Origin of the sequence: Streptomyces sp. NPDC127038 (assembly GCF_042725875.1) — a bacterium.
Lineage (GTDB): Bacteria > Actinomycetota > Actinomycetes > Streptomycetales > Streptomycetaceae > Streptomyces.
This window is the reverse complement of sequence record NZ_JBHXDQ010000021.1, coordinates 25,938-43,858: the sequence shown is the minus strand read 5'-3', so window position 1 is coordinate 43,858 and position 17,921 is coordinate 25,938. Positions and strand designations below refer to the sequence as shown.

General features: G+C 71.0%; 17 protein-coding genes. 7 read left to right on the top strand and 10 right to left on the bottom strand.

Going from position 1 to position 17,921, the window contains the following annotated elements; all coding sequences use genetic code 11:
* Positions 1 to 4: 4 nt before the first annotated feature.
* The 6 genes from ACFWI4_RS17215 to ACFWI4_RS17190 all read right to left on the bottom strand — a co-directional run bounded on the left by ACFWI4_RS17215 (position 5) and on the right by ACFWI4_RS17190 (position 8,354).
* Positions 5 to 1,105 (bottom strand): calcium:proton antiporter, encoded by a 1,101-nt coding sequence (locus ACFWI4_RS17215; RefSeq protein ID WP_385406322.1) that lies wholly within the window; start codon positions 1,103 to 1,105, stop codon positions 5 to 7.
* Between the two features lie 75 nt (positions 1,106 to 1,180).
* Complete coding sequence (locus tag ACFWI4_RS17210; RefSeq protein WP_387196618.1) at positions 1,181 to 2,170, bottom strand: TerC/Alx family metal homeostasis membrane protein; 990 nt, start codon at positions 2,168 to 2,170, stop codon at positions 1,181 to 1,183.
* 333 nt (positions 2,171 to 2,503) lie between these two features.
* Complete coding sequence (locus tag ACFWI4_RS17205) at positions 2,504 to 4,528, bottom strand: TerD family protein (RefSeq protein WP_387196615.1); 2,025 nt, start codon at positions 4,526 to 4,528, stop codon at positions 2,504 to 2,506.
* Positions 4,529 to 4,571: 43 nt separating this feature from the next.
* Positions 4,572 to 5,150 carry a TerD family protein gene (locus ACFWI4_RS17200; RefSeq protein ID WP_387196612.1) on the bottom strand — a complete coding sequence of 193 codons (579 nt, stop codon included), beginning with the start codon at positions 5,148 to 5,150 and terminating at the stop codon, positions 4,572 to 4,574.
* A 159-nt stretch (positions 5,151 to 5,309) separates the two neighbouring features.
* Positions 5,310 to 7,442: an excinuclease ABC subunit UvrB gene (gene uvrB, locus ACFWI4_RS17195; RefSeq protein WP_387196610.1), complete on the bottom strand. Its 2,133-nt coding sequence runs from the start codon at positions 7,440 to 7,442 to the stop codon at positions 5,310 to 5,312.
* A 39-nt stretch (positions 7,443 to 7,481) separates the two neighbouring features.
* Positions 7,482 to 8,354, bottom strand: a complete 873-nt coding sequence (locus tag ACFWI4_RS17190) for an MHYT domain-containing protein (RefSeq protein ID WP_387196608.1) — start codon at positions 8,352 to 8,354, stop codon at positions 7,482 to 7,484.
* Positions 8,355 to 8,632: 278 nt separating this feature from the next.
* On the opposite strand from ACFWI4_RS17190, the gene ACFWI4_RS17185 reads away from it, so the two are divergent.
* Complete coding sequence (locus ACFWI4_RS17185; protein WP_387196605.1) at positions 8,633 to 9,499, top strand: glycerophosphodiester phosphodiesterase; 867 nt, start codon at positions 8,633 to 8,635, stop codon at positions 9,497 to 9,499.
* Between the two features lie 77 nt (positions 9,500 to 9,576).
* Entirely contained in the window at positions 9,577 to 10,131 is a 555-nt protein-coding gene (locus tag ACFWI4_RS17180) for a methylated-DNA--[protein]-cysteine S-methyltransferase (RefSeq protein ID WP_387196603.1), read from the top strand.
* A gap of 81 nt (positions 10,132 to 10,212) precedes the next feature.
* On the opposite strand, the gene ACFWI4_RS17175 is transcribed toward ACFWI4_RS17180, so the two are convergent.
* On the bottom strand, positions 10,213 to 10,575 hold the full coding sequence (locus ACFWI4_RS17175) for a cupin domain-containing protein (RefSeq protein ID WP_387196600.1): 363 nt from the start codon (positions 10,573 to 10,575) through the stop codon (positions 10,213 to 10,215).
* Between the two features lie 154 nt (positions 10,576 to 10,729).
* On the opposite strand from ACFWI4_RS17175, the gene ACFWI4_RS17170 reads away from it, so the two are divergent.
* The gene (locus ACFWI4_RS17170) at positions 10,730 to 11,635 is read left to right on the top strand and encodes a pseudouridine-5'-phosphate glycosidase (RefSeq protein WP_387196597.1); all 906 of its coding nucleotides are present in this window, start codon (positions 10,730 to 10,732) and stop codon (positions 11,633 to 11,635) included.
* A complete protein-coding gene (locus tag ACFWI4_RS17165; protein WP_387196595.1) occupies positions 11,632 to 12,684 on the top strand; it encodes a carbohydrate kinase family protein in 1,053 nt (350 codons plus the stop codon). Before ACFWI4_RS17170 ends, ACFWI4_RS17165 begins: the two co-directional genes overlap by 4 nt.
* Positions 12,685 to 12,726: 42 nt before the next feature.
* On the opposite strand, the gene ACFWI4_RS17160 is transcribed toward ACFWI4_RS17165, so the two are convergent.
* Entirely contained in the window at positions 12,727 to 13,521 is a 795-nt protein-coding gene (locus ACFWI4_RS17160) for a methyltransferase domain-containing protein (protein ID WP_387196592.1), read from the bottom strand.
* Positions 13,522 to 13,819: 298 nt separating this feature from the next.
* Between ACFWI4_RS17160 and ACFWI4_RS17155 the strand changes: the two genes are divergently transcribed.
* The gene (locus tag ACFWI4_RS17155) at positions 13,820 to 14,947 is read left to right on the top strand and encodes a magnesium and cobalt transport protein CorA (RefSeq protein ID WP_387196765.1); all 1,128 of its coding nucleotides are present in this window, start codon (positions 13,820 to 13,822) and stop codon (positions 14,945 to 14,947) included.
* Positions 14,948 to 15,036: 89 nt separating this feature from the next.
* Here ACFWI4_RS17155 and ACFWI4_RS17150 read toward each other — a convergent pair whose 3' ends face one another.
* Entirely contained in the window at positions 15,037 to 15,474 is a 438-nt protein-coding gene (locus tag ACFWI4_RS17150) for a CBS domain-containing protein (RefSeq protein WP_385406359.1), read from the bottom strand.
* A gap of 157 nt (positions 15,475 to 15,631) precedes the next feature.
* Positions 15,632 to 16,273: a uridine kinase gene (locus tag ACFWI4_RS17145; RefSeq protein ID WP_387196588.1), complete on the bottom strand. Its 642-nt coding sequence runs from the start codon at positions 16,271 to 16,273 to the stop codon at positions 15,632 to 15,634.
* A gap of 78 nt (positions 16,274 to 16,351) precedes the next feature.
* Between ACFWI4_RS17145 and ACFWI4_RS17140 the strand changes: the two genes are divergently transcribed.
* The gene (locus ACFWI4_RS17140) at positions 16,352 to 17,080 is read left to right on the top strand and encodes a DUF2293 domain-containing protein (RefSeq protein ID WP_387196585.1); all 729 of its coding nucleotides are present in this window, start codon (positions 16,352 to 16,354) and stop codon (positions 17,078 to 17,080) included.
* 163 nt (positions 17,081 to 17,243) lie between these two features.
* Positions 17,244 to 17,723, top strand: coding sequence for a DUF1772 domain-containing protein (locus tag ACFWI4_RS17135; RefSeq protein ID WP_387196582.1), 480 nt, complete (start codon positions 17,244 to 17,246; stop codon positions 17,721 to 17,723).
* Positions 17,724 to 17,921 lie beyond the last annotated feature (198 nt).

Here is a 17,921-nt window from a genome sequence, read left to right as displayed (position 1 = left end):
CCGGTCAGGGGTTGACGGCCAGTTCCAGATAGGCGGCGAACAGGACCAGATGGACGCCTCCCTGGAGCGGGGTGGCGCGCCCGGGCACGACCGTCAGGGAGCTCACGACCACGGTCAGCGCGAGCAGCACCATCTCGGTGGCGCCGAGGCCGAGAACGAGCGGTCCGGAGAGCCAGAGCGAGGCCAGGGCGACGGCGGGGATGGTCAGTCCGATGCTGGCCATCGCGGATCCGAGGGCGAGGTTCAGGCTGGTCTGCACCCGGTCCCGGCGGGCGGCGCGCAGTGCCGCGATGGTCTCGGGGAGCAGCACCAGCAGGGCGATGATCACACCGACCACGGAGTGGGGCATGCCGGCCGCCTCGACCCCGGACTCGATGGTGGGCGACACGCCTTTGGCGAGGCCTACGACACCGACCAGGGCCAGGCCGAGGAGCCCCAGGCTGACCCTGGCCTCGCGGGCGGAGGGCGCGTCGGCGTGCTCGTCCACGTCGATGACCTTGCCCTGCTGGGTGATCGGCAGGAAGTAGTCGCGGTGCCGGACGGTCTGGGTCGCCACGAACAGGCCGTACAGCACCAGGGAGGCGACCGCGGCGAAGGTGAGTTGCGCGGAGGAGAACTCCGGGCCCGGCTTGCTGGTGGTGAAGGTCGGGAAGACGAGGCTGAGTGTCGCGAGCGTCGCGACGGTCGCGAGGGCGGCTCCTGTTCCTTCGGCGTTGAACACGGCGAGCCCGTGGCGCAGCGAGGCGACGAGCAGGCACACGCCGACGATCCCGTTGCAGGTGATCATCACCGCGGCGAAGACGGTGTCGCGGGCCAGTGTCGAACTCTTGGCACCGCCGTCCGCCATCAGGGTGACGATGAGGGCGACTTCGATGATCGTGACCGCGACGGCGAGGACGAGGGATCCGAAGGGTTCCCCGACCCGGTGCGCGACGACCTCGGCGTGGTGCACCGCGGCGAGCACGGAACCCGCGAGGACCAGAGTCACCAGGGCGACGACGGCGCCCGGCAGGTCGCGCCCCCAGGTGAACGCCAGCAGCACCACCGCGATCACGGGCACCACGGCGGTCCACCGTGTCACGAGTGATCCGAGCCGAACGATCATGCCGCGATCGTCGCAGCCCCGGACGTCCCCCGCACTCCGGCGGTGCGGGGGCGTTCGTCGTCGTGTGTCACGCGGTCAGGCGTCAACGCTCTCCTTCGAGGCGCTCTCCGCGCGCTCGCGTGCCGCCTGCTTCCTGGTGGCGGCGAGGCTGGTGATCGTCGTGACCACCAGGACCGCGCAGATCACGCCGAGGGAGACCGGGATGGATATCTCGGGGACATGGACGCCGGACTCGTACAGCGCGTGCAGGACGAGCTTGACGCCGATGAATCCGAGGATGACGGACAGGCCGTAGCTGAGGTGGACCAGCTTCTTGAGCAGGCCGCCGATGAGGAAGTACAGCTGGCGCAGGCCCATCAGCGCGAAGGCGTTGGCCGTGAAGACGATGTACGGGTCCTGGGTCAGGCCGAAGATCGCGGGGATCGAGTCGAGGGCGAAGAGCACGTCGGTGGTGCCGATCGCCAGCATCACGACCAGCATCGGCGTCATGACGCGCTTGCCGTTCTGACGTATCCACAGCTTGGTGCCGTGATAGCGGTCGGCCACGCCGAACCGTCGCTCGGCGGCCTTGAGGAGCTTGTTCTCCTCGAACTCCTCGTCGTCCTCGTCGGCACGGGCCTCCTGGATCAGCTTCCAGGCGGTGTAGATGAGGAACGCGCCGAAGATGTAGAAGACCCACGCGAAGTTCGCGATGATCGCGGCGCCCGCGGCGATGAACACCGCGCGCAGGACGAGCGCTACGAGTACGCCCACCAGGAGCACCCGTTGCTGGTACTTCGAGGGCACCGCGAACTTCGCCATGATCAGGACGAAGACGAAGAGGTTGTCGACGCTCAGGGACTTCTCGGTGATGAAGCCGGCGAAGAACTCTCCGGCGGGCTGTCCGCCGGCGAAGAGGAGCAGTCCGAGTCCGAACAGCCCGGCGAGGGCTATCCAGACGACCGTCCAGATTCCGGCTTCCTTGATCGATACGTCGTGCGGCTTGCGGCCGATGAAGAAGTCGACCGCGATCAGTGCGGCCAGCCCCACGATGGTCAGGACCCACAGGGTCAGGGAAACATTCACTGCGCCTCCGGCAGTACGTAACGGCAGATTTCAGCGTCGTTCGCCACCGGAGGTCTCTTCCACCCGCGGCCGCCCGGGCGCCGGATGCGCCTCGGGAGCCTGCGGGCCGACGCCCCGGGATTCAGGTTCGATCCGTATTGACGGGTGCGTCGCAGCAGGTAGGGAGTACTCCCCTCCGTATGGAAAAAGAGTACCCGAATCACCAAGGAAAGGTAAAGAGACTAGTAAAAGAAGGACCAAATTCCCTGGCCAGAGGGCTTTACGATTGCTTGGTGAGTGGCTCGGTCCCCGTGTTCGGCGGGGCCGCGAGGGTTCCGGACCGCCGGGGCCGGGTCAGCGGTTCCAGGACCGGCGGGCCGCCGCCACCTGGGCGAGAACCTGCTGGAGCACCTGGCTGTTCGCCGGCACCAGCGCGGGCTCGTACGTCCACGCGTGTCCCACCCACGGATCGGCGAGATGGTCGTCGGGCACCGGCGTGATCCGCAGCAGCGACCGCCAGAGGGGGTCGAGCAGCGGTCCGTAGGCCGCGGCGTCCTCCCGGTCCGCCACCATCATCAGATGGACACCGACGGCCGGTCCCTCGTCCGCCAGGTAGCGGAGCTGGGTGACGGCCCGGTCGTCGAAACCGTGCGGGAAGTCGTTGACGATCAGCAGTTGCTCGGCGGTGTCGAGATCCGGCGGCAGCGAGTCCGCCGCTCCCCCGCGCAACGCCATCTGCACCAGGTCGACCCGCTGGGTGAGGCGGTTCAGCACGTCCGCCACGCCCTTGGCACCCGCGGCAGGAGCACTGCCGAGCACTCCGGACCCCGTCAGGGGCGCCAGGGACGAGGCTCCGGTACCGGCAGGGTCGATGACATGCACGGTGAACTCGCCCGCGGGATAGACCGCGAGCAGCCGGGCCGCGTGTGCCACGGCGGTATCCATGGCCAGCCGGCGCACCTGGTCGGAATCGGCGAGCGTGCCCTCCAGGGAGGTGCGGCCGCTGTCGATCCACAGGCCGCGCTCCAGGGGCAGGCGGACCAGCATCGGAATGCTCAGGTTCTCGGTCTCGGGCAGCCGGAGGTCGCCGAGCCGCAGCGCCATGGGTATCTCCATGGGGGCGCGGTAGCCGTGCCAGACCGGGTTGTCCCAGCGCGCGTAGGCCATCGGGAGCGCGGGCTCCACGACCTCGGCCTCGGCGGTGAGCTGGGCGAGGTCCCGGTCGAGGGCGGCCCGGGCCTGGTCGACCAGCCGGGCGTGTTTGGCACGGGCGGCTTCGCGAGCGGCGTCGCCCTGCCCCCCGATCCGGCTGCGCGGGTCGGAGAGAACCTGGTCGAGCTCCTTCTCCATGCGGGAGTCGGCGAAGTCCACGGCGCTGCGGTACGCGGCGACGGTCCTGGCCAGGTCCTCGAACATCCCCCAGACCTGGTTGTACAGCCGCTCCTCCATGGACCAGCCGGTCGCGTCGCCCGCGACCGGCTGCGCGGGTTCTCCGGGCCGGCCCGGCGGAGCGGTCGGCGGGGGTGGCGGCGGAGCGGCGGTCTGCCGTCCGGGGTGGCTGTAGTCGACCGGGCCGCCGGCGGTGGGCGACGCCGGGGCGCCCGCGGTGGGCGCGGGCTGCGCGGAGCCCGCTGGACGACCGGTCCCGCCGGCCGTGGCTCCCTGCGGAGCGGGGGTGTACGGGGTCTGCTGCGGCGGCACGGTCCCGGCGGCTCCCTGGGGCCCGGCTCCGGGGCGGGTCTGGTCCGGTCCCTGGGCCGGGGCGGCGGCCTGTCGCGACCGGTCCGTGTCCGGGGTGCGCGGCGGGGGCGCGGCCACCGACCGCGCCATGCCCCGGGCCACCGCGTCGTTGATGCTGCTGGCGAGCTGCCGTGCCTCGGGGAGCCCCTGGTCGGCGAAGAGGTCGGCGAGTCCGCCCGCGTAGCCCTGGCCGACCGCGCGCACCTTCCAGGCACCCTGCCTGCGGTAGAGCTCAAGGGCCACGACGGCGGATTCGGTGTCCAGTCCGGTGACGGTGTAACTCGCGACTTCCGTACCGTCGAGGCCGGTCACCGCGACGAAGGGGGCGGCGACGGCCCCGAACCGGACCGGTCCGCCGACGCCTGCGGGCAGCGCGAGCAGCACACTGACCCGGTGCACGTCCTGCGGCAGGGCGCCCAGGTCGAAGGCGAGCCGGTGGTCGGCCGCCGCCTGCCGGGACACTTCGAGTCCGGGAAGCGTGGGCGCGCCCGGGTGGGCCACCCACTCGACGCCCCGGACCTTCCCCCGCTCGTCGCTGAGCGTGGCCCCCGCCACGATCGGCTTGCCGGCCGAGATACGGACCTCGAGACGAACCTGGGAGAGCGGGTGGTTCTGCCCCCTGACCAGCTCGGCCGTCATCGCCTTGTCCCCCTGTGTCCCCGTGTGCGTCTGTGCCGGCCGCTCAGAGGTGCGGCAGGATGGCGGGCATCAGGTCCTGGAACGTGCGGCCGTTGGCCGGTGTGCCGAGGGCCGTCATCTGCCAGCCGCTCCCGGAGCGGTGCACCTTCGCCATGATCTGGGCCGTGTACTGGCCGCCGCCCGCGAGGGTGTAGCGGGCGAGTTCCTGGCCGTTGGTCTCGTCGACCAGGCGGCAGAACGCGTTCTGCACTTCCTGGAAGGTCTGGCCCGTGAAGGAGTTCACGGTGAAGACGATCTGGTCGACGTGGACCGGGACGCGCTGGAGGTCGACGAGGATGGACTCGTCGTCGCCGCCCTGGCCGGCGCCGCCGACCAGGTTGTCACCGGTGTGCCGCACCGAGCCGTCGTCGCTGACGAGGTGGCGGAAGAACACGACGTCGACGGGCTGCTTGTCCGCGAACAGCACGGCGGACGCGTCGAGGTCGATCTCGCGGGTGCGCGAACCGAACAGGCCGCGCCGGGGGGCCGCCTGCCAGCCGAGTCCCATACGGACCGCGGTCAGCGTGCCCCCGTCGTTCTTCTGCAGACTGATGGCCTGACCCTTGGTCATGTTGACCGTCACGCGCTGTCCCCTCTCGAACTGTCCCCTGTTGCCGCGGAATCCGCGGATGAACAGAACCCTACGCAGCGGCACTGACGGCGCCGAACCCTGGGCCGCACTTTGTGTCGGTCTTGCAACACATCATGTGCCGGCCGGGGTCCGGTGCCGTCGACGCGGCCGTCAGGCGATTCCCGCCTCCTTCATCTGCCGCAGTTCCTTCTTCATCTCGGACACCTCGTCGCGCAGCCGGGCCGCGATCTCGAACTGGAGGTCGGCCGCCGCGGCGCGCATCCGTTCCGTCAGGTCCTCGATCTGCTGGGTGAGTTCGGCCGCGGGACGGTCGGTCGGCACCGCGGTCTTGTCCTTGGCGGACTTGGCTGCACGGGTCGCCTTGGCCCCCAGCGCGGGGACGGGGGCCTTGGCGCCCTTGCCGTCCTTCGTCTTCCGGTAGCCGGAGCCGAGCAGCTGCTCGGTGTCGACGTCCTCGCGGGCGATCTGCGCCACGATGTCGTTGATCTTCTTGCGCAGTGGCTGCGGGTCGATGCCCCGCTCCTTGTTGTACGCGATCTGCTTCTCCCGGCGGCGATTGGTCTCCTCGATGGCCTTCTCCATCGCCGGGGTGATCTTGTCCGCGTACATATGGACCTGGCCGGAGACGTTGCGTGCCGCGCGGCCGATGGTCTGGATGAGGGAGGTTCCCGAGCGCAGGAAGCCCTCCTTGTCGGCGTCGAGGATCGCCACCAGGGAGACCTCGGGGAGGTCGAGGCCCTCGCGCAGCAGGTTGATGCCGACCAGGACGTCGAACTCGCCTGCGCGCAGTTCTCGCAGCAGCTCGACGCGGCGCAGGGTGTCGACGTCGCTGTGCAGGTAGCGCACCTGGATGCCCAGTTCCAGGAAGTAGTCGGTGAGGTCCTCGGCCATCTTCTTGGTGAGCGTGGTGACCAGGACGCGCTCGTCCTTCTCGGTGCGCAGCCTGATCTCGTGCACCAGGTCGTCGATCTGGCCCTCGGTGGACTTGACGACCACCTGGGGGTCGATCAGGCCGGTGGGGCGGATGATCTGCTCGACGTGGCCGTCGGAGCGGGAGAGCTCGTAGTTGCCCGGGGTCGCCGAGAGGTAGACGGTCTGGCCGATCCGCTGCTGGAACTCCTCCCACTTCAGGGGGCGGTTGTCCAGGGCGGAGGGCAGCCGGAAGCCGTGGTCGACGAGGGTGCGCTTGCGGGAGGCGTCGCCTTCGTACATCGCGCCGATCTGCGGGACGGTGACGTGCGACTCGTCGATGACGAGCAGGAAGTCGTCCGGGAAGTAGTCGATCAGTGTGTTCGGCGGGGAGCCGGGCTCACGGCCGTCGAAGTGCATCGAGTAGTTCTCGACACCGGAGCAGGACCCGATCTGGCGGAGCATCTCGATGTCGTACGTCGTCCGCATGCGCAGGCGCTGGGCCTCCAGGAGCTTGTTCTGCTTCTCCAGCTCGGCGAGGCGTTCCCCCAGCTCCTTCTCGATGTCGTTGACGGCGCGCTCCATGCGCTCGGGGCCCGCCACGTAGTGGGACGCGGGGAAGACGTAGATCTGCTCGTCGTCGCTGATGACCTCGCCGGTGAGCGGGTGCAGCGTGGACAGGGCCTCGATCTCGTCGCCGAACATCTCGATGCGGACCGCGAGCTCCTCGTAGACCGGGAAGATCTCGATGGTGTCGCCGCGGACCCGGAAGGTGCCGCGGGCGAAGGCGACGTCGTTGCGGGTGTACTGGATGTCGACGAAGCGGCGCAGCAGCTGGTCGCGGTCGATCTCGTCGCCGACCTTGAGGCTGACCATCCGGTCCACGTACTCCTGGGGAGTACCGAGGCCGTAGATGCAGGACACCGAGGCGACCACGACGACGTCGCGGCGGGTCAGCAGGGAGTTGGTCGCGGAGTGGCGCAGGCGCTCCACCTCCTCGTTGATCGAGGAGTCCTTCTCGATGTAGGTGTCCGACTGCGGGACGTAGGCCTCGGGCTGGTAGTAGTCGTAGTACGAGACGAAGTATTCGACGGCGTTGTTCGGCAGCAGCTCGCGGAACTCGTTGGCCAGCTGGGCGGCCAGCGTCTTGTTCGGGGCCATGACGAGCGTGGGGCGCTGGAGCTTCTCGATCATCCACGCGGTGGTGGCGGACTTGCCGGTGCCGGTCGCGCCCAGCAGGACGACGTCCTTCTCACCCGCGCGGATGCGCTTCTCCAGGTCGGCGATGGCCGTGGGCTGGTCACCGCCCGGCTGGAAGTGGCTGACGACCTCGAAGGGCGCCACCGAACGTTCGATCTTGGATACGGGCCGCATGGATCCACCGTACGACCCCGCACTGACAACCGGGCCAGATCACCTGCTCTGCGGGGTCCGCGACCGGCGGTACGCGCCTTCCCGCACGGGGCGGACGGCCGGACGACGGCCGGTGTGCGCGGGTCCGGGGTGGGCCGGGACGCCCGGCAGCCGGATCTCCGCGGGACGCCGGTCGGGCTTGCCCACGACCATCTGCGGATCGAACATCACGACGACGCCCGCGAGGCAGAGCAGGGCGAGGGGGCCGATCATCATGGGCGCGAGCAGCGCGGCGGCCGAGTCACCGGCGGGGGTGCCGCCGGCCGGACCGTGCAGATGGACGGTGAGCGCCGCCATGCCCGTGTAGTGCATGCCGCTGACCGCGAGCCCCATGACGAGGCTCGCACCGACGCTCCAGAGGAACCCGCGCACCTGTCCCGCGGCCCAGAGGGCGGCGATGGCGGCCACGACGGCGATGACGACCGAGGCGGCGACGGTGAACGTGTTGTAGGCGAGCTTCCCGTTGAGGCGCATGCCGGCCATGCCCAGGTAGTGCATGGAGGCGATGCCCAGGCCGGTGACGGTCCCGCCGGTGAAGAGCGCCGGTCCGGCGGCGCCCTGGTAGCCGACGATGAAGATCCCGGCGCCGACCATCAGGACGGCGACGCCCAGGCTCGCGAACGTCGTCGGCCGGTCGTAGTGGACGGGGCTCTGCTCGACCGTGAATCCCATCATGGCGATGAAGTGCATGGTCCAGATGCCCGAGGCGATGGCGACCGAGCCGAGGGCGAGCCATCCGGCCCGCCAGGAGCCCGCGGCGCACATGGATCTGGTGGTGCAGCGAAGGCCCAGTGCCCCGCCCAGGCAGGCCATGAAATACGCCACCAGCGGTGTGACGAGTCCGTAGCTGAAGCCGTCGACCGTGCCTTGCATGCGCGGCTGCCTTTCCCGCCCTGTTGCTCATGGAACCGACCGAAACGCCCCCGCGGCCCGGGCCGCCGGAGCGGACCGGGTTGAGGCAGAGAGTACGACCCCACCGGAATGGTCGAACGATAATCCTGCAAACAATCACGACCTCTCCCCAGTTGTGCGCCGACAGCGAGCGGACTTGGACAACTCCATTCAATCCGCGGCCATCTCGCTTCCCCTCCCCGTCGACTCTCTGCTGTCAGTCTTGTGCTGTACGTGATCGCCCGACGCGAGGAGAACGCATGCACGCGCGCGTTGCCGCCGCCACGACCGCCGCGCTTCTTGGGGGAGCCGTTCTGATACTGCCCAGCCCGCACGCCAAGGCCGGCGGCCGGATCGCGGCACCGCTGGTCGTCGCCCACCGCGGCGCCTCGGCGTACGCTCCGGAGAACACTCTGGACTCCATCGACCGCGCGGCCGAACTGGGCTTCGACTGGGTCGAGAACGACGTCCAGCGCACCCGCGACGGGCAGCTGGTCGTGCTCCACGACGCCTCTCTGGCGCGTACGACGGACGCCAAGGAGGTCTATCCCGGCCGGAGCCCCTGGAACGTCAAGGACTTCACCGCGGCCGAGATCTCCCGCCTGGACGCCGGGAGCTGGTTCGGCCCCCGGTTCGCGGGCGCGAAGGTTCCGACGCTGCGGGAGTACATGGAACGCGTCTCGCGCAACCACCAGAAACTCGTCCTGGAGATCAAGAACCCCGAGCTCTACCCGGGCATCGAGCGGCAGACACTGAGGCTGCTGAACAACGAGGGCTGGCTCGACCCGGTGCACCTCCGGGACAGGCTGATCGTCCAGAGCTTCAGCGCGGACAGCGTCCGGACCGTGCACCGGCTGCGGCCCGGCATCACGACGGCGTTCCTCGGGACCCCGCCCGTCGCGCGGCTGCCCCGGTACGCGCGGTTCACCGACCAGATCAACTCCGATCACCACGCCCTGTCGCCGGACTACGTCTCGGCGGTCCACAGGCTCCACGGCCCGCACGGTCCGATGAAGGTCTTCGCCTGGACCGTGGACGACGCGGCCACCGCGCGGCGGCTGGCGGGCTTCGGCACGGACGGCGTCATCACGAACACGCCCGACGTGATCCGCGCCGCTCTGCGCTGACGCGCTGTCGTCCGGTGCGCGGACGGGTTCCGGCCGCGCACCGGGCATTGTCGGTGGCGGGCCGTACGGTGGGTCGCATGGACAGCCACGGGCGGTACGGGCAGCGGATCGTGTGGTGCGTCGTCGGCACGGACATCGGTCCGCTCCTCCTCGCCGCGACGCCCCAGGGCCTGGTCAACGTCGTCTTCCACGCCTCGGGCAAGGTGCGCGAGACGGCGCTCGGCCGGCTCGCGTCCCGGCTGGGCGGCGAACCCGTCGAGGAGCCCTCGTCGCCGCTGCTGGCCGAGGCGATACGCCAGGTCGAGGCGTACTTCGCGGGCGAGCGGCACGACTTCGACCTGCCGCTCGACTGGTCGCTGATCTCGGGGTTCAACCGTCAGGTGCTGCGGGAGCTGAACTCGGGTGTCCCGTTCGGCTCGGTCGTGGCCTACGGCGACCTGGCCGGGAGGGTCGGAGCGCCGGGGGCGGCCCAGGCCGTGGGCGTGGCCATGGGCTCGAACCCGCTGCCGGTCGTGGTGCCGTGTCACCGGGTGGTCGAGAGCGACGGAGGCATCGGCGGTTTCGGGGGCGGTCTGGAGACCAAGCGGAAGCTGCTGGCCCTCGAAGGGGTCCTCCCGGAGCCCCTGTTCTGAGGCCGCGGTCGGCGGCCTGCGTCAGGGGCCCCGGTGGAGGGTCCGCTCCGCCATAGGCCGTCGCGTGCTCCTCGGAAGCCGTCAGAGGGTGATGTGGTACGCCTTGCGCAGCGTCTCGTGGACGGTCCACGTCGTGCGGTCGCCCTCGCGCAGGAACGCGGCGTCACCGGGGCCCACCTCGATGACGTCACCGCCCTCCACCTCGATCGTGGCGCGACCGCTGACCACGACGAAGAGCTCGTTGGCCTCGGTGTCGGTCACGACGCCGGGCGTGATCTGCCAGATGCCGCGCAGCTGCTTGCCGTCGGCGGACTCCCACAGGACCTTGCCCGTGACGGCGGGGTCACCGGAGACGATCTGGGCCGGGTCCAGCGGCTCGGGTTCGAGCTCGGCGTCGGGGATGTGCACGGCGAACGACGGTGTGGCCTGGGAGTTCGTGTTCATGAGCGGACACCCTAAGGGCTTGCCCTTGGCCCGGGCTGCCGGGGGTCGGCCCCTCGGCCGTGCCGGAACCGCTGTGAGAGGAGGGTTTGACCGGGCGCGCCGCCCGCCAGAGATCCAGGGACGGGAACGTCGACCGACGACAGGAGGCAGACGCGTGATCGTGACGTCCGAAGAGGTGCGGGAGGCGCTCGACGCACGGCGGCCGGTGGTGGCCCTGGAGTCCACGATCATCGCCCACGGGCTGCCCCGCCCGCGCAATCTGGAGGTCGCCCTCGAACTGGAGGAGGTCGTCCGCGCGGAGGGCGCGGTACCCGCGACGACCGCGGTCCTCGACGGCCGGCCGCTCGTCGGCCTGGACAAGGGCCAGCTGGAGCGGGTCGCGAACGAGGACGGCATCCGCAAGCTGGGCCATCGGGACCTGCCGCTCGCGGTGGCCGCCGGAGCGAGCGGGGCGACGACCGTGTCCGCGACGGCGCTGCTGGCGGCCCGGGCCGGCGTGCGGGTCTTCGCCACGGGAGGCCTCGGCGGAGTGCACCGCGAGTGGACCGTCACCCAGGACGAGTCCGCCGATCTGGGTCTGCTGGCGCGCACCCGGATCACGGTGGTGTGCGCGGGAGTCAAGTCGATCCTGGACGTGCCCGCGACCCTCCAGCGGCTGGAGACGCTGGGCGTGGCGGTCGCCGGGTACGGCACGGACCGGTTCCCCGGCTTCTATCTGTCCGACTCGGGGCACCCCGTGGACTGGACCCTCGACTCCCCCGAGCAGGTCGCGCGGGTGATGCGTGCCCAGGACGCCCTGCACGCGCCCGACTCGTCGCTGATCGTCGCGAACCCCGTCCCCGAGGAGGAACAGCTCGATCCGGCCCTGCACGCGCGCGTACTTGCCGAGGCGCTGGAGGCCTGCGCGTCGGAGGGAGTGACGGGCCAGGCTGTGACACCGTTCCTGCTCGCCCATCTCGTCCGGGGCACGGACGGCGCCTCGCTGGCCGCCAATCTGGCGGCGGTACGAGGCAACGTGCGCCTCGCGGGACGGATCGCGGCGGCCTGGGCGGAGGTGTGAGCGACACCGGCCGGGACGGCCCGGCCGATAGGCCCGGACCGGCGGACCGGGCCGGCCCCCGCGACGGCGCACTGCTCGTCGTCGGGGACGTGGTCACGGATGTGGTGGCCCGGCACAGCGGCCCACTGGCGCCCGGCACCGACACGGTCGCCGCCGTCCGGACCGTACCGGGCGGCGCGGGTGCCAATGTCGCCTGCTGGGCCGTGTACGAGGGCTGCGCCGATGTGCGGCTGCTCGGCCGGGTGGGCCGCGACTCCGCCGCGTGGCACGAACGCGAACTCACGGCGGGCGGGGTACGGCCCCTGCTGGTGACCGATCCGAAGGCACCGACCGGGACGGTGATCTGTCTCGTGGACGGCGGCGCCTCGGCGGAGCGCACGTTCCTCACGGACAGCGGAGCCTCACTGCGGCTGGCACCGGAGGACTGGTCGCCCGACCTGCTCGACGGGGTCGCGCGGCTGCATCTGTCGGGCTATCTGTTCTTCTCCGCGCCCAGCCGCGCGCTGGTGTCGGTGGTCCTGGAGTCGGCGCGCACGCGTGGCGTTCCCGTGAGCCTCGACCCGGCATCGGCGGGATTCCTCACCGCGCTCGGCGTGGACCGCTTCCTCGGACTCTGCTCGGGCGTGGACGTCCTGCTGCCCAGCCGCGACGAGGCCTGCCTGCTGACCGGACTGTCCGATCCGGCCGAGGCGGCCGCCGAACTGAGCCGCCGGTTCCCCCTGGTCGTCGCCAAGCTGGGGAGTGACGGCGCCCTGGTCGCCCGCTCCGGGTCCGTCCGGGCACATGTCCCGGCGGCCCGGGCGACACCGCGGGACACCACGGGTGCCGGTGACGCGTTCACCGGCGCGTTTCTCGCGTCCCTGCTCGCGGGGTCCGGACCCGGGGAGGCCGCGAGGGCGGGGTGCGCGGCCGGGGCGAAGGCCGTGGAACGGGTCGGCGGACGGCCGCCGACAAGAGCTCCCGGCAAGGAGAGCGAGGAGAGTGCGGAGATCGAGGAGTGGGAGGAGAAGGAGAGCAGCGGGGCCGCCGACGCCTGGGCCGGACGATGACGTACCCGTCTGCCGGCACGGCGTCCCGCCCCGCGCCGACGCTCAGCTCTTGCGCCCCCAGACGGAGATCATCGGCGCGGTCGCCAGGTCCATGGAACCGGCGGCCACGTTCGCGAGGTGCTCGTCGATCTCCTCCTGGGTGGCCAGGCCCGCGGTGACGAGCTGGTCGCGGATCTGACGGACCGTGGCGGCTTCCAGCGCCGTGCAGGCCGGTGAGGCGACGGGGAAGTACGCGTCGGCCTCCACGCCCGAGAGGCCCGCCTCCCGGAGCAGCCGCGGAAGCTTGCGTCCGTAGGCGAGGTCGGCACCGCGTTCGGCGAGCAGCTTGCGGAAGCCGTGGCGCAGCCGGTTCGCGAGGCGCTGCTCGGGGCCGTACTCCTCGGGGCAGAGCAGCGGCTGGAGGGCGGGATCCGCGTCCTCGACGAGAAGCCGGCCGCCGGGCCGCAGGGCCTTGATCATCGACTGCAACGCACGTTCCCGGTCCGGCACATGGACCAGTACGAGCCGGGCGTGCACGAGGTCGAAGCCCTCCCCCGGCGGTTCCTCGGCACCGACGTCGTGGACGCGGACCTCCACCGGCGGGCGTGCCACGGAGGCCGCCCACGAGGTGTCGATGTCGGTGGCGACGACCTTGCCCGTCGGGCCGACCTTCTTGGCGAGCCAGGACACGACGGACGTGCCGCCCGCCCCGACCTCCCAGCAGCGCCAGCCGGAGCCGACGCCGAAGCGCTCCATGTGCCGGAACGTCGTGGGGTCGAAGAGAGTGGCGAGGGCCTCGAAACGCCGGCCCGCCTCCGTCTGCTGGTTGTCGAGGAGATATCCGTCGGCTCGCGTCATGGGGAGATCATCCCAGCCGACCCGCTCGTCGCGGATCGGCGACGCTCCCGTTGTCGGGACGGACGCCGGGCTGCCCTTCGGCACGAACGCCGGGCTGCCCTTCGACACGGACGTCAGCCGGGCTTTCGGGACCGACATCACCCAGCTCGTCCAGACGAACATCGGGCTGCCCGGCCCACCCACTCGCCGGAACGGAACCTTCCGTTCCCACAGCCTTTTCCGGTCTTCGGCCGGGCCTGGCAGACTGGCGCGCCAGGCGCAGAGTGCGGCCGGAGGAGATCCACGCGAGGAGATCCAGATGTCCATGGCAGGGAATTTGCGGAGGGTGACGGCTCTCGGCGCGGTCGACGGCCTCCGCAGAGTGGCGCGGCTGACACGGCGGAGCCGCCGTGTCGACCTCAGTCACCCCGCCCGGTCGCCGCTGGGCTCCGCGGTGGTCAACTGCGTCGCCTACCGGGACGGTGTACGGATCCCCGAGGGCCGGGATCTGGTCGACACCGTGCAGCGGATCCGCAAGCGCGACGAGGGATTCGTCTGGCTCGGGCTGCACGAACCGACCGATGTGGAGTTCGCGGACATCGCGGAACTCTTCGACCTGCACCCCCTGGCCGTCGAGGACGCGGTGGAGGCGCATCAGCGTCCGAAGCTGGAGCGGTACGGCGACACGCTGTTCGCGGTGTTCAAAACCGTCTGCTACGTCGAGCACAAGGAGCTGACGGCGACCAGCGAGGTGGTGAACACCGGCGAGATCATGGTGTTCGTCGGTCCGGACTTCGTCATCACCGTGCGGCACGGACGACACGGTTCGCTCGGCCCGCTGCGTGAGGAACTGGAGTCCGACGCCCGGCAGTTGTCCAAGGGCCCGGCCGCGGTGCTGCATGCGATCGCGGACCATGTGGTCGACGACTTCGTGCACGTCACGGACTCGGTCCAGGCGGACATCGACCAGGTCGAGGCCGATGTGTTCGCCGAGAACGGCGCACGCGCCGACGCCGGCCGCATCTACCAGCTCAAGCGTGAACTCCTCGAACTGAAGCGGGCGGTGGTCCCTCTCTCCCGGCCCGTCCAGGAGCTGGCGGCCCGGCCGGCCCGTGTGGTCGACCCGGAGATACAGGCGTACTTCCGTGACGTCTCCGACCATCTGCTGCGGGTCACCGAACAGATAGCCGCCTTCGACGAGCTGCTCAACTCGATCCTTCAGGCGCATCTCGCGCAGGTGACGGTGGCGCAGAACGAGGACATGCGCAAGATCACGGCATGGGCGGCGGTCATCGCCGTCCCCACCATGGTCTGCGGCGTCTACGGCATGAACTTCGACAACATGCCCGAACTGCACTGGAAGTTCGGCTACCCGATCGTCGTCGGCGTCATATCCATCGGCTGTCTCGTCCTCTACCGAGGTTTCCGGCGCAACGGCTGGCTCTGAGAGCGCGCCCGAGAACCGTCCGGTCGGGCCAGCCGGAACGAAGGGACCGGGGGAACGAGTAGCGGGTAGGGATCGAGGGGTGGTCGGGGTCAGCCCGTCGCGTCGGCCGTGCCCCGCGAGTAGACGCTCTCCACCCAGGCGGCGAGCTGTTCGTCGCTGACGTGCTGGGCGAGGTCGGCCTCGCTGATCATTCCGACGAGCCGCTTGTCGTCGATCACCGGAAGCCTGCGGATCTGGTGCTCCTTCATCTCCTGGAGCACCTCGCCGACATCGGCGCCCGCGTCGATCCAACGCGGTGTGCCGTGGGCCATCTCGCCGGCGGTGACCCGTGCGGGGTCATGTCCCATGGCCACACAGCCGACGACGATGTCGCGGTCCGTGAGAATGCCGCAGAGGCGATCGTCCTGGTCGCTGATGGGCAGCGCCCCCACGTTGAGCTCGCGCATCAGCTGGGCGGCGCGGTCCAGGGTCTCGTGCGCGGGGATCCACTGGGCACCCCGGTGCATGATGTCTCCGGCGGTGGTCATGACGTACCTCCCTGTACCGGACGGCCGGAGCGGCGCGGGACGCACCGCTGGTCCCGGCGCCCCTCATTCTCGCCGCGCCCCGGGGGCCACGCACCTGGATCTACGGCCGGCGTGATCGGCCGGTCCGGGCCCGGTGGTGAGCCGTCCCCGGTGCGGGTCAGCCGTTCCAGGCCGGGTGGCGGGGGTCGTCGGCCCGTACCAGGACGTCGGCCGCGGTGTCCGGGCCCACCTCGCTCTCGTAGCGGGCGAACGCGGGGAGAGTCCACTGCTCGGACTCGGGGGTACGGCGGCGGAGGGCGCCCGGGGAGAGGAGGACGTGGACGCTGAGGTCGAACGGGAACCAGTGACGCAGAAGGAGGGGGCCGTGGAGCAACAGGACTCCACCGGGCGGGAGTTGGACGTAGGGACTGCGGGTGGCCCGGTCCGTGGCGGGGTCCCGGAGGTCGGGCAGGACCCTGCCGTCGCCGCCGGGTTCCAGGGGGCCGAAGACCTCGCGCCACAGAGCGCCGGTGTCGAACCAGCCGTCGTAATAGGCCTCGACGTCCTGGTGACCGTATTCGAGCCGGAGCGAGGCGGGACGCAGGAAGCCCTCCGCGCCGACGACCAGCGAGGGACGGCCGCGGACCCGCAGTGCCTCGAGGACGCGGCGCGCGAGGTCGCCGGGGCGGGCGGCCGGTGCCCCGTCGAAGGCGACACGCGGCCAGGGGCTGCCGTCCTGCGGCTTCAGGTCGAGCAGACGATCGGCGAGGTGGTCGCCGAGCCGTTCCCAGGTGATCGCTTCGAGTCGCACGGCACCCATGATGCCGCGCGCCCGAAGGGACCCGGTGGTCGCGCCCCACGACGTAGATGTGGCACCGGTCCGGGGAAAGAACCGCGTATGGCACCGATCGCCGAACCTCCGCACCGGAACGGGCTTCTCGTCGTCCAGCCGCTCAGGAAGCGGCACTGCGTCGAGTGCCGGAACGGGCCGCTCCCGCTGCTGGTGCTGGAGGAGGGCGCACCTCGCTGTCTGGACTGCGCGGATCTCGGACATCTGGTGTTCGTGCCGCGCGGTGACACCGCGCTCACCCGCAGATCGCGGGAGGGCAGCGCGCTGTCGGCCGTGGTGGTGCGGTTCAACCGGCGGCGCGGACGCTACGAACGGCAGGGGGTCATGGTCGAGGAGGCGGCGCTGGCCCTGGCGGAGGAGCGGTGCCTGGCGGACGCCGAGGCGCGGCGGCGGCGCCGGGCACGGGACGCGCGGCGCAGGGAGGCGGAGGACGTCCGCTTCACGGAGGCGTTCGCACGGGAGATATCCCGGCTGTTTCCGCACTGTCCGGCCGACCGGGCCAGGGCGATCGCCGCGCATGCCTCGGTGCGCGGCAGCGGACGGGTCGGGCGGAGCTCGGCCGGCCGCGCGCTGTCCGAAGCGGCGGTGACCGCGGCGGTCCGGGCGTCGGTACGGCACACCGAGACGCCGTACGACCAGCTGCTCATGAGCGGCGTCTCGCGGTACGAGGCGCGCCGCCGGATCGCGGCCACCGTCGACACGAGGCTCTGGGAATGGCGTGACGGCATCACCGCGCAGGCCTGGCCGAGTTCACCGCGCGGCCCTGAGCGAGTGTGAAGGTGGTGCGGGTGGGACAGGTGGTCGGCGGGCGTCGGGAGACGGTCGCGCCCTGGTGCGCGCCGCGTGGTCATGGCCGTGCCGGGCGCGGAGGATTTCGCTTGAGATGACGGCCGGTGCTGTGCAGGCTCTTGGATCCGGCCGGTTCGACACGGGAGTGGACATGATCGATGGACCGTATTTCGTGCTGACCCTGCTGGGGGTGCTCGGCTGCGGGCTGGTGGCCGGGGTGTTCTGCGGGTTCTCGACCTTCGTGATGAGAGCGCTCGCGCAGTTGCCTCCGGCGCAGGGAGTCGCCGCGATGAACGCGATCAACGTCGCCGCGGTCCGTCCCCCGTTCATGCTGGTGTTCCTCGGGTCGGCGGTGCTGTGTTCGGTGCTGGCGGTGGTGACGTTCGTCCTGCTGCCGGCCGACGGGACGGTGGAACTGCTGCTCGGCAGCGCGCTGTATCTGTTCGGGGCGTTCGGGGTGACCATCGCGGCGAACGTTCCCCGCAACGAGGCGCTGCGGAAGCTGGCCCCCGGCTCACCGGAGGCCGACGCCTACTGGCCCATATTCGTGCGCCAGTGGACGATGTGGAACCACGTCCGCACCGCCGCCTCGGCCGCCGCGGCCGTGTCGTACGCGCTCGCCCTCACCTGAGCCGGACGCCCCGGTCCGCCCGTCCACCGGGCCCGCGGTCGGCACCGCCCGGGCCCTGCCCGTGTCCGTCCTCGTCCGGGGCGCCGGCCCGCCGTCCTCCGGGGCGGCGGCGTGTGCACGGGGGACGTATCGTGGCGGGAAAGGAGTGCTGCCCGGATTCCGTGGCCGACCAGGCCCGACGGCCGTGCTGCTCCGGTC

Coding starts and splice junctions, on each gene's coding strand:
- ACFWI4_RS17215 (WP_385406322.1), bottom strand. CDS start 1,105: ATGATCGTTCGGCTCGGATCACTCGTGACACGGTGGACCGCCGTGGTG.
- ACFWI4_RS17205 (WP_387196615.1), bottom strand. CDS start 4,528: ATGACGGCCGAGCTGGTCAGGGGGCAGAACCACCCGCTCTCCCAGGTT.
- uvrB (WP_387196610.1), bottom strand. CDS start 7,442: ATGCGGCCCGTATCCAAGATCGAACGTTCGGTGGCGCCCTTCGAGGTC.
- ACFWI4_RS17190 (WP_387196608.1), bottom strand. CDS start 8,354: ATGCAAGGCACGGTCGACGGCTTCAGCTACGGACTCGTCACACCGCTG.
- ACFWI4_RS17185 (WP_387196605.1), top strand. CDS start 8,633: ATGCACGCGCGCGTTGCCGCCGCCACGACCGCCGCGCTTCTTGGGGGA.
- ACFWI4_RS17180 (WP_387196603.1), top strand. CDS start 9,577: ATGGACAGCCACGGGCGGTACGGGCAGCGGATCGTGTGGTGCGTCGTC.
- ACFWI4_RS17175 (WP_387196600.1), bottom strand. CDS start 10,575: ATGAACACGAACTCCCAGGCCACACCGTCGTTCGCCGTGCACATCCCC.
- ACFWI4_RS17160 (WP_387196592.1), bottom strand. CDS start 13,521: ATGACGCGAGCCGACGGATATCTCCTCGACAACCAGCAGACGGAGGCG.
- ACFWI4_RS17155 (WP_387196765.1), top strand. CDS start 13,820: ATGTCCATGGCAGGGAATTTGCGGAGGGTGACGGCTCTCGGCGCGGTC.
- ACFWI4_RS17150 (WP_385406359.1), bottom strand. CDS start 15,474: ATGACCACCGCCGGAGACATCATGCACCGGGGTGCCCAGTGGATCCCC.
- ACFWI4_RS17145 (WP_387196588.1), bottom strand. CDS start 16,273: ATGGGTGCCGTGCGACTCGAAGCGATCACCTGGGAACGGCTCGGCGAC.
- ACFWI4_RS17140 (WP_387196585.1), top strand. CDS start 16,352: ATGGCACCGATCGCCGAACCTCCGCACCGGAACGGGCTTCTCGTCGTC.
- ACFWI4_RS17135 (WP_387196582.1), top strand. CDS start 17,244: ATGATCGATGGACCGTATTTCGTGCTGACCCTGCTGGGGGTGCTCGGC.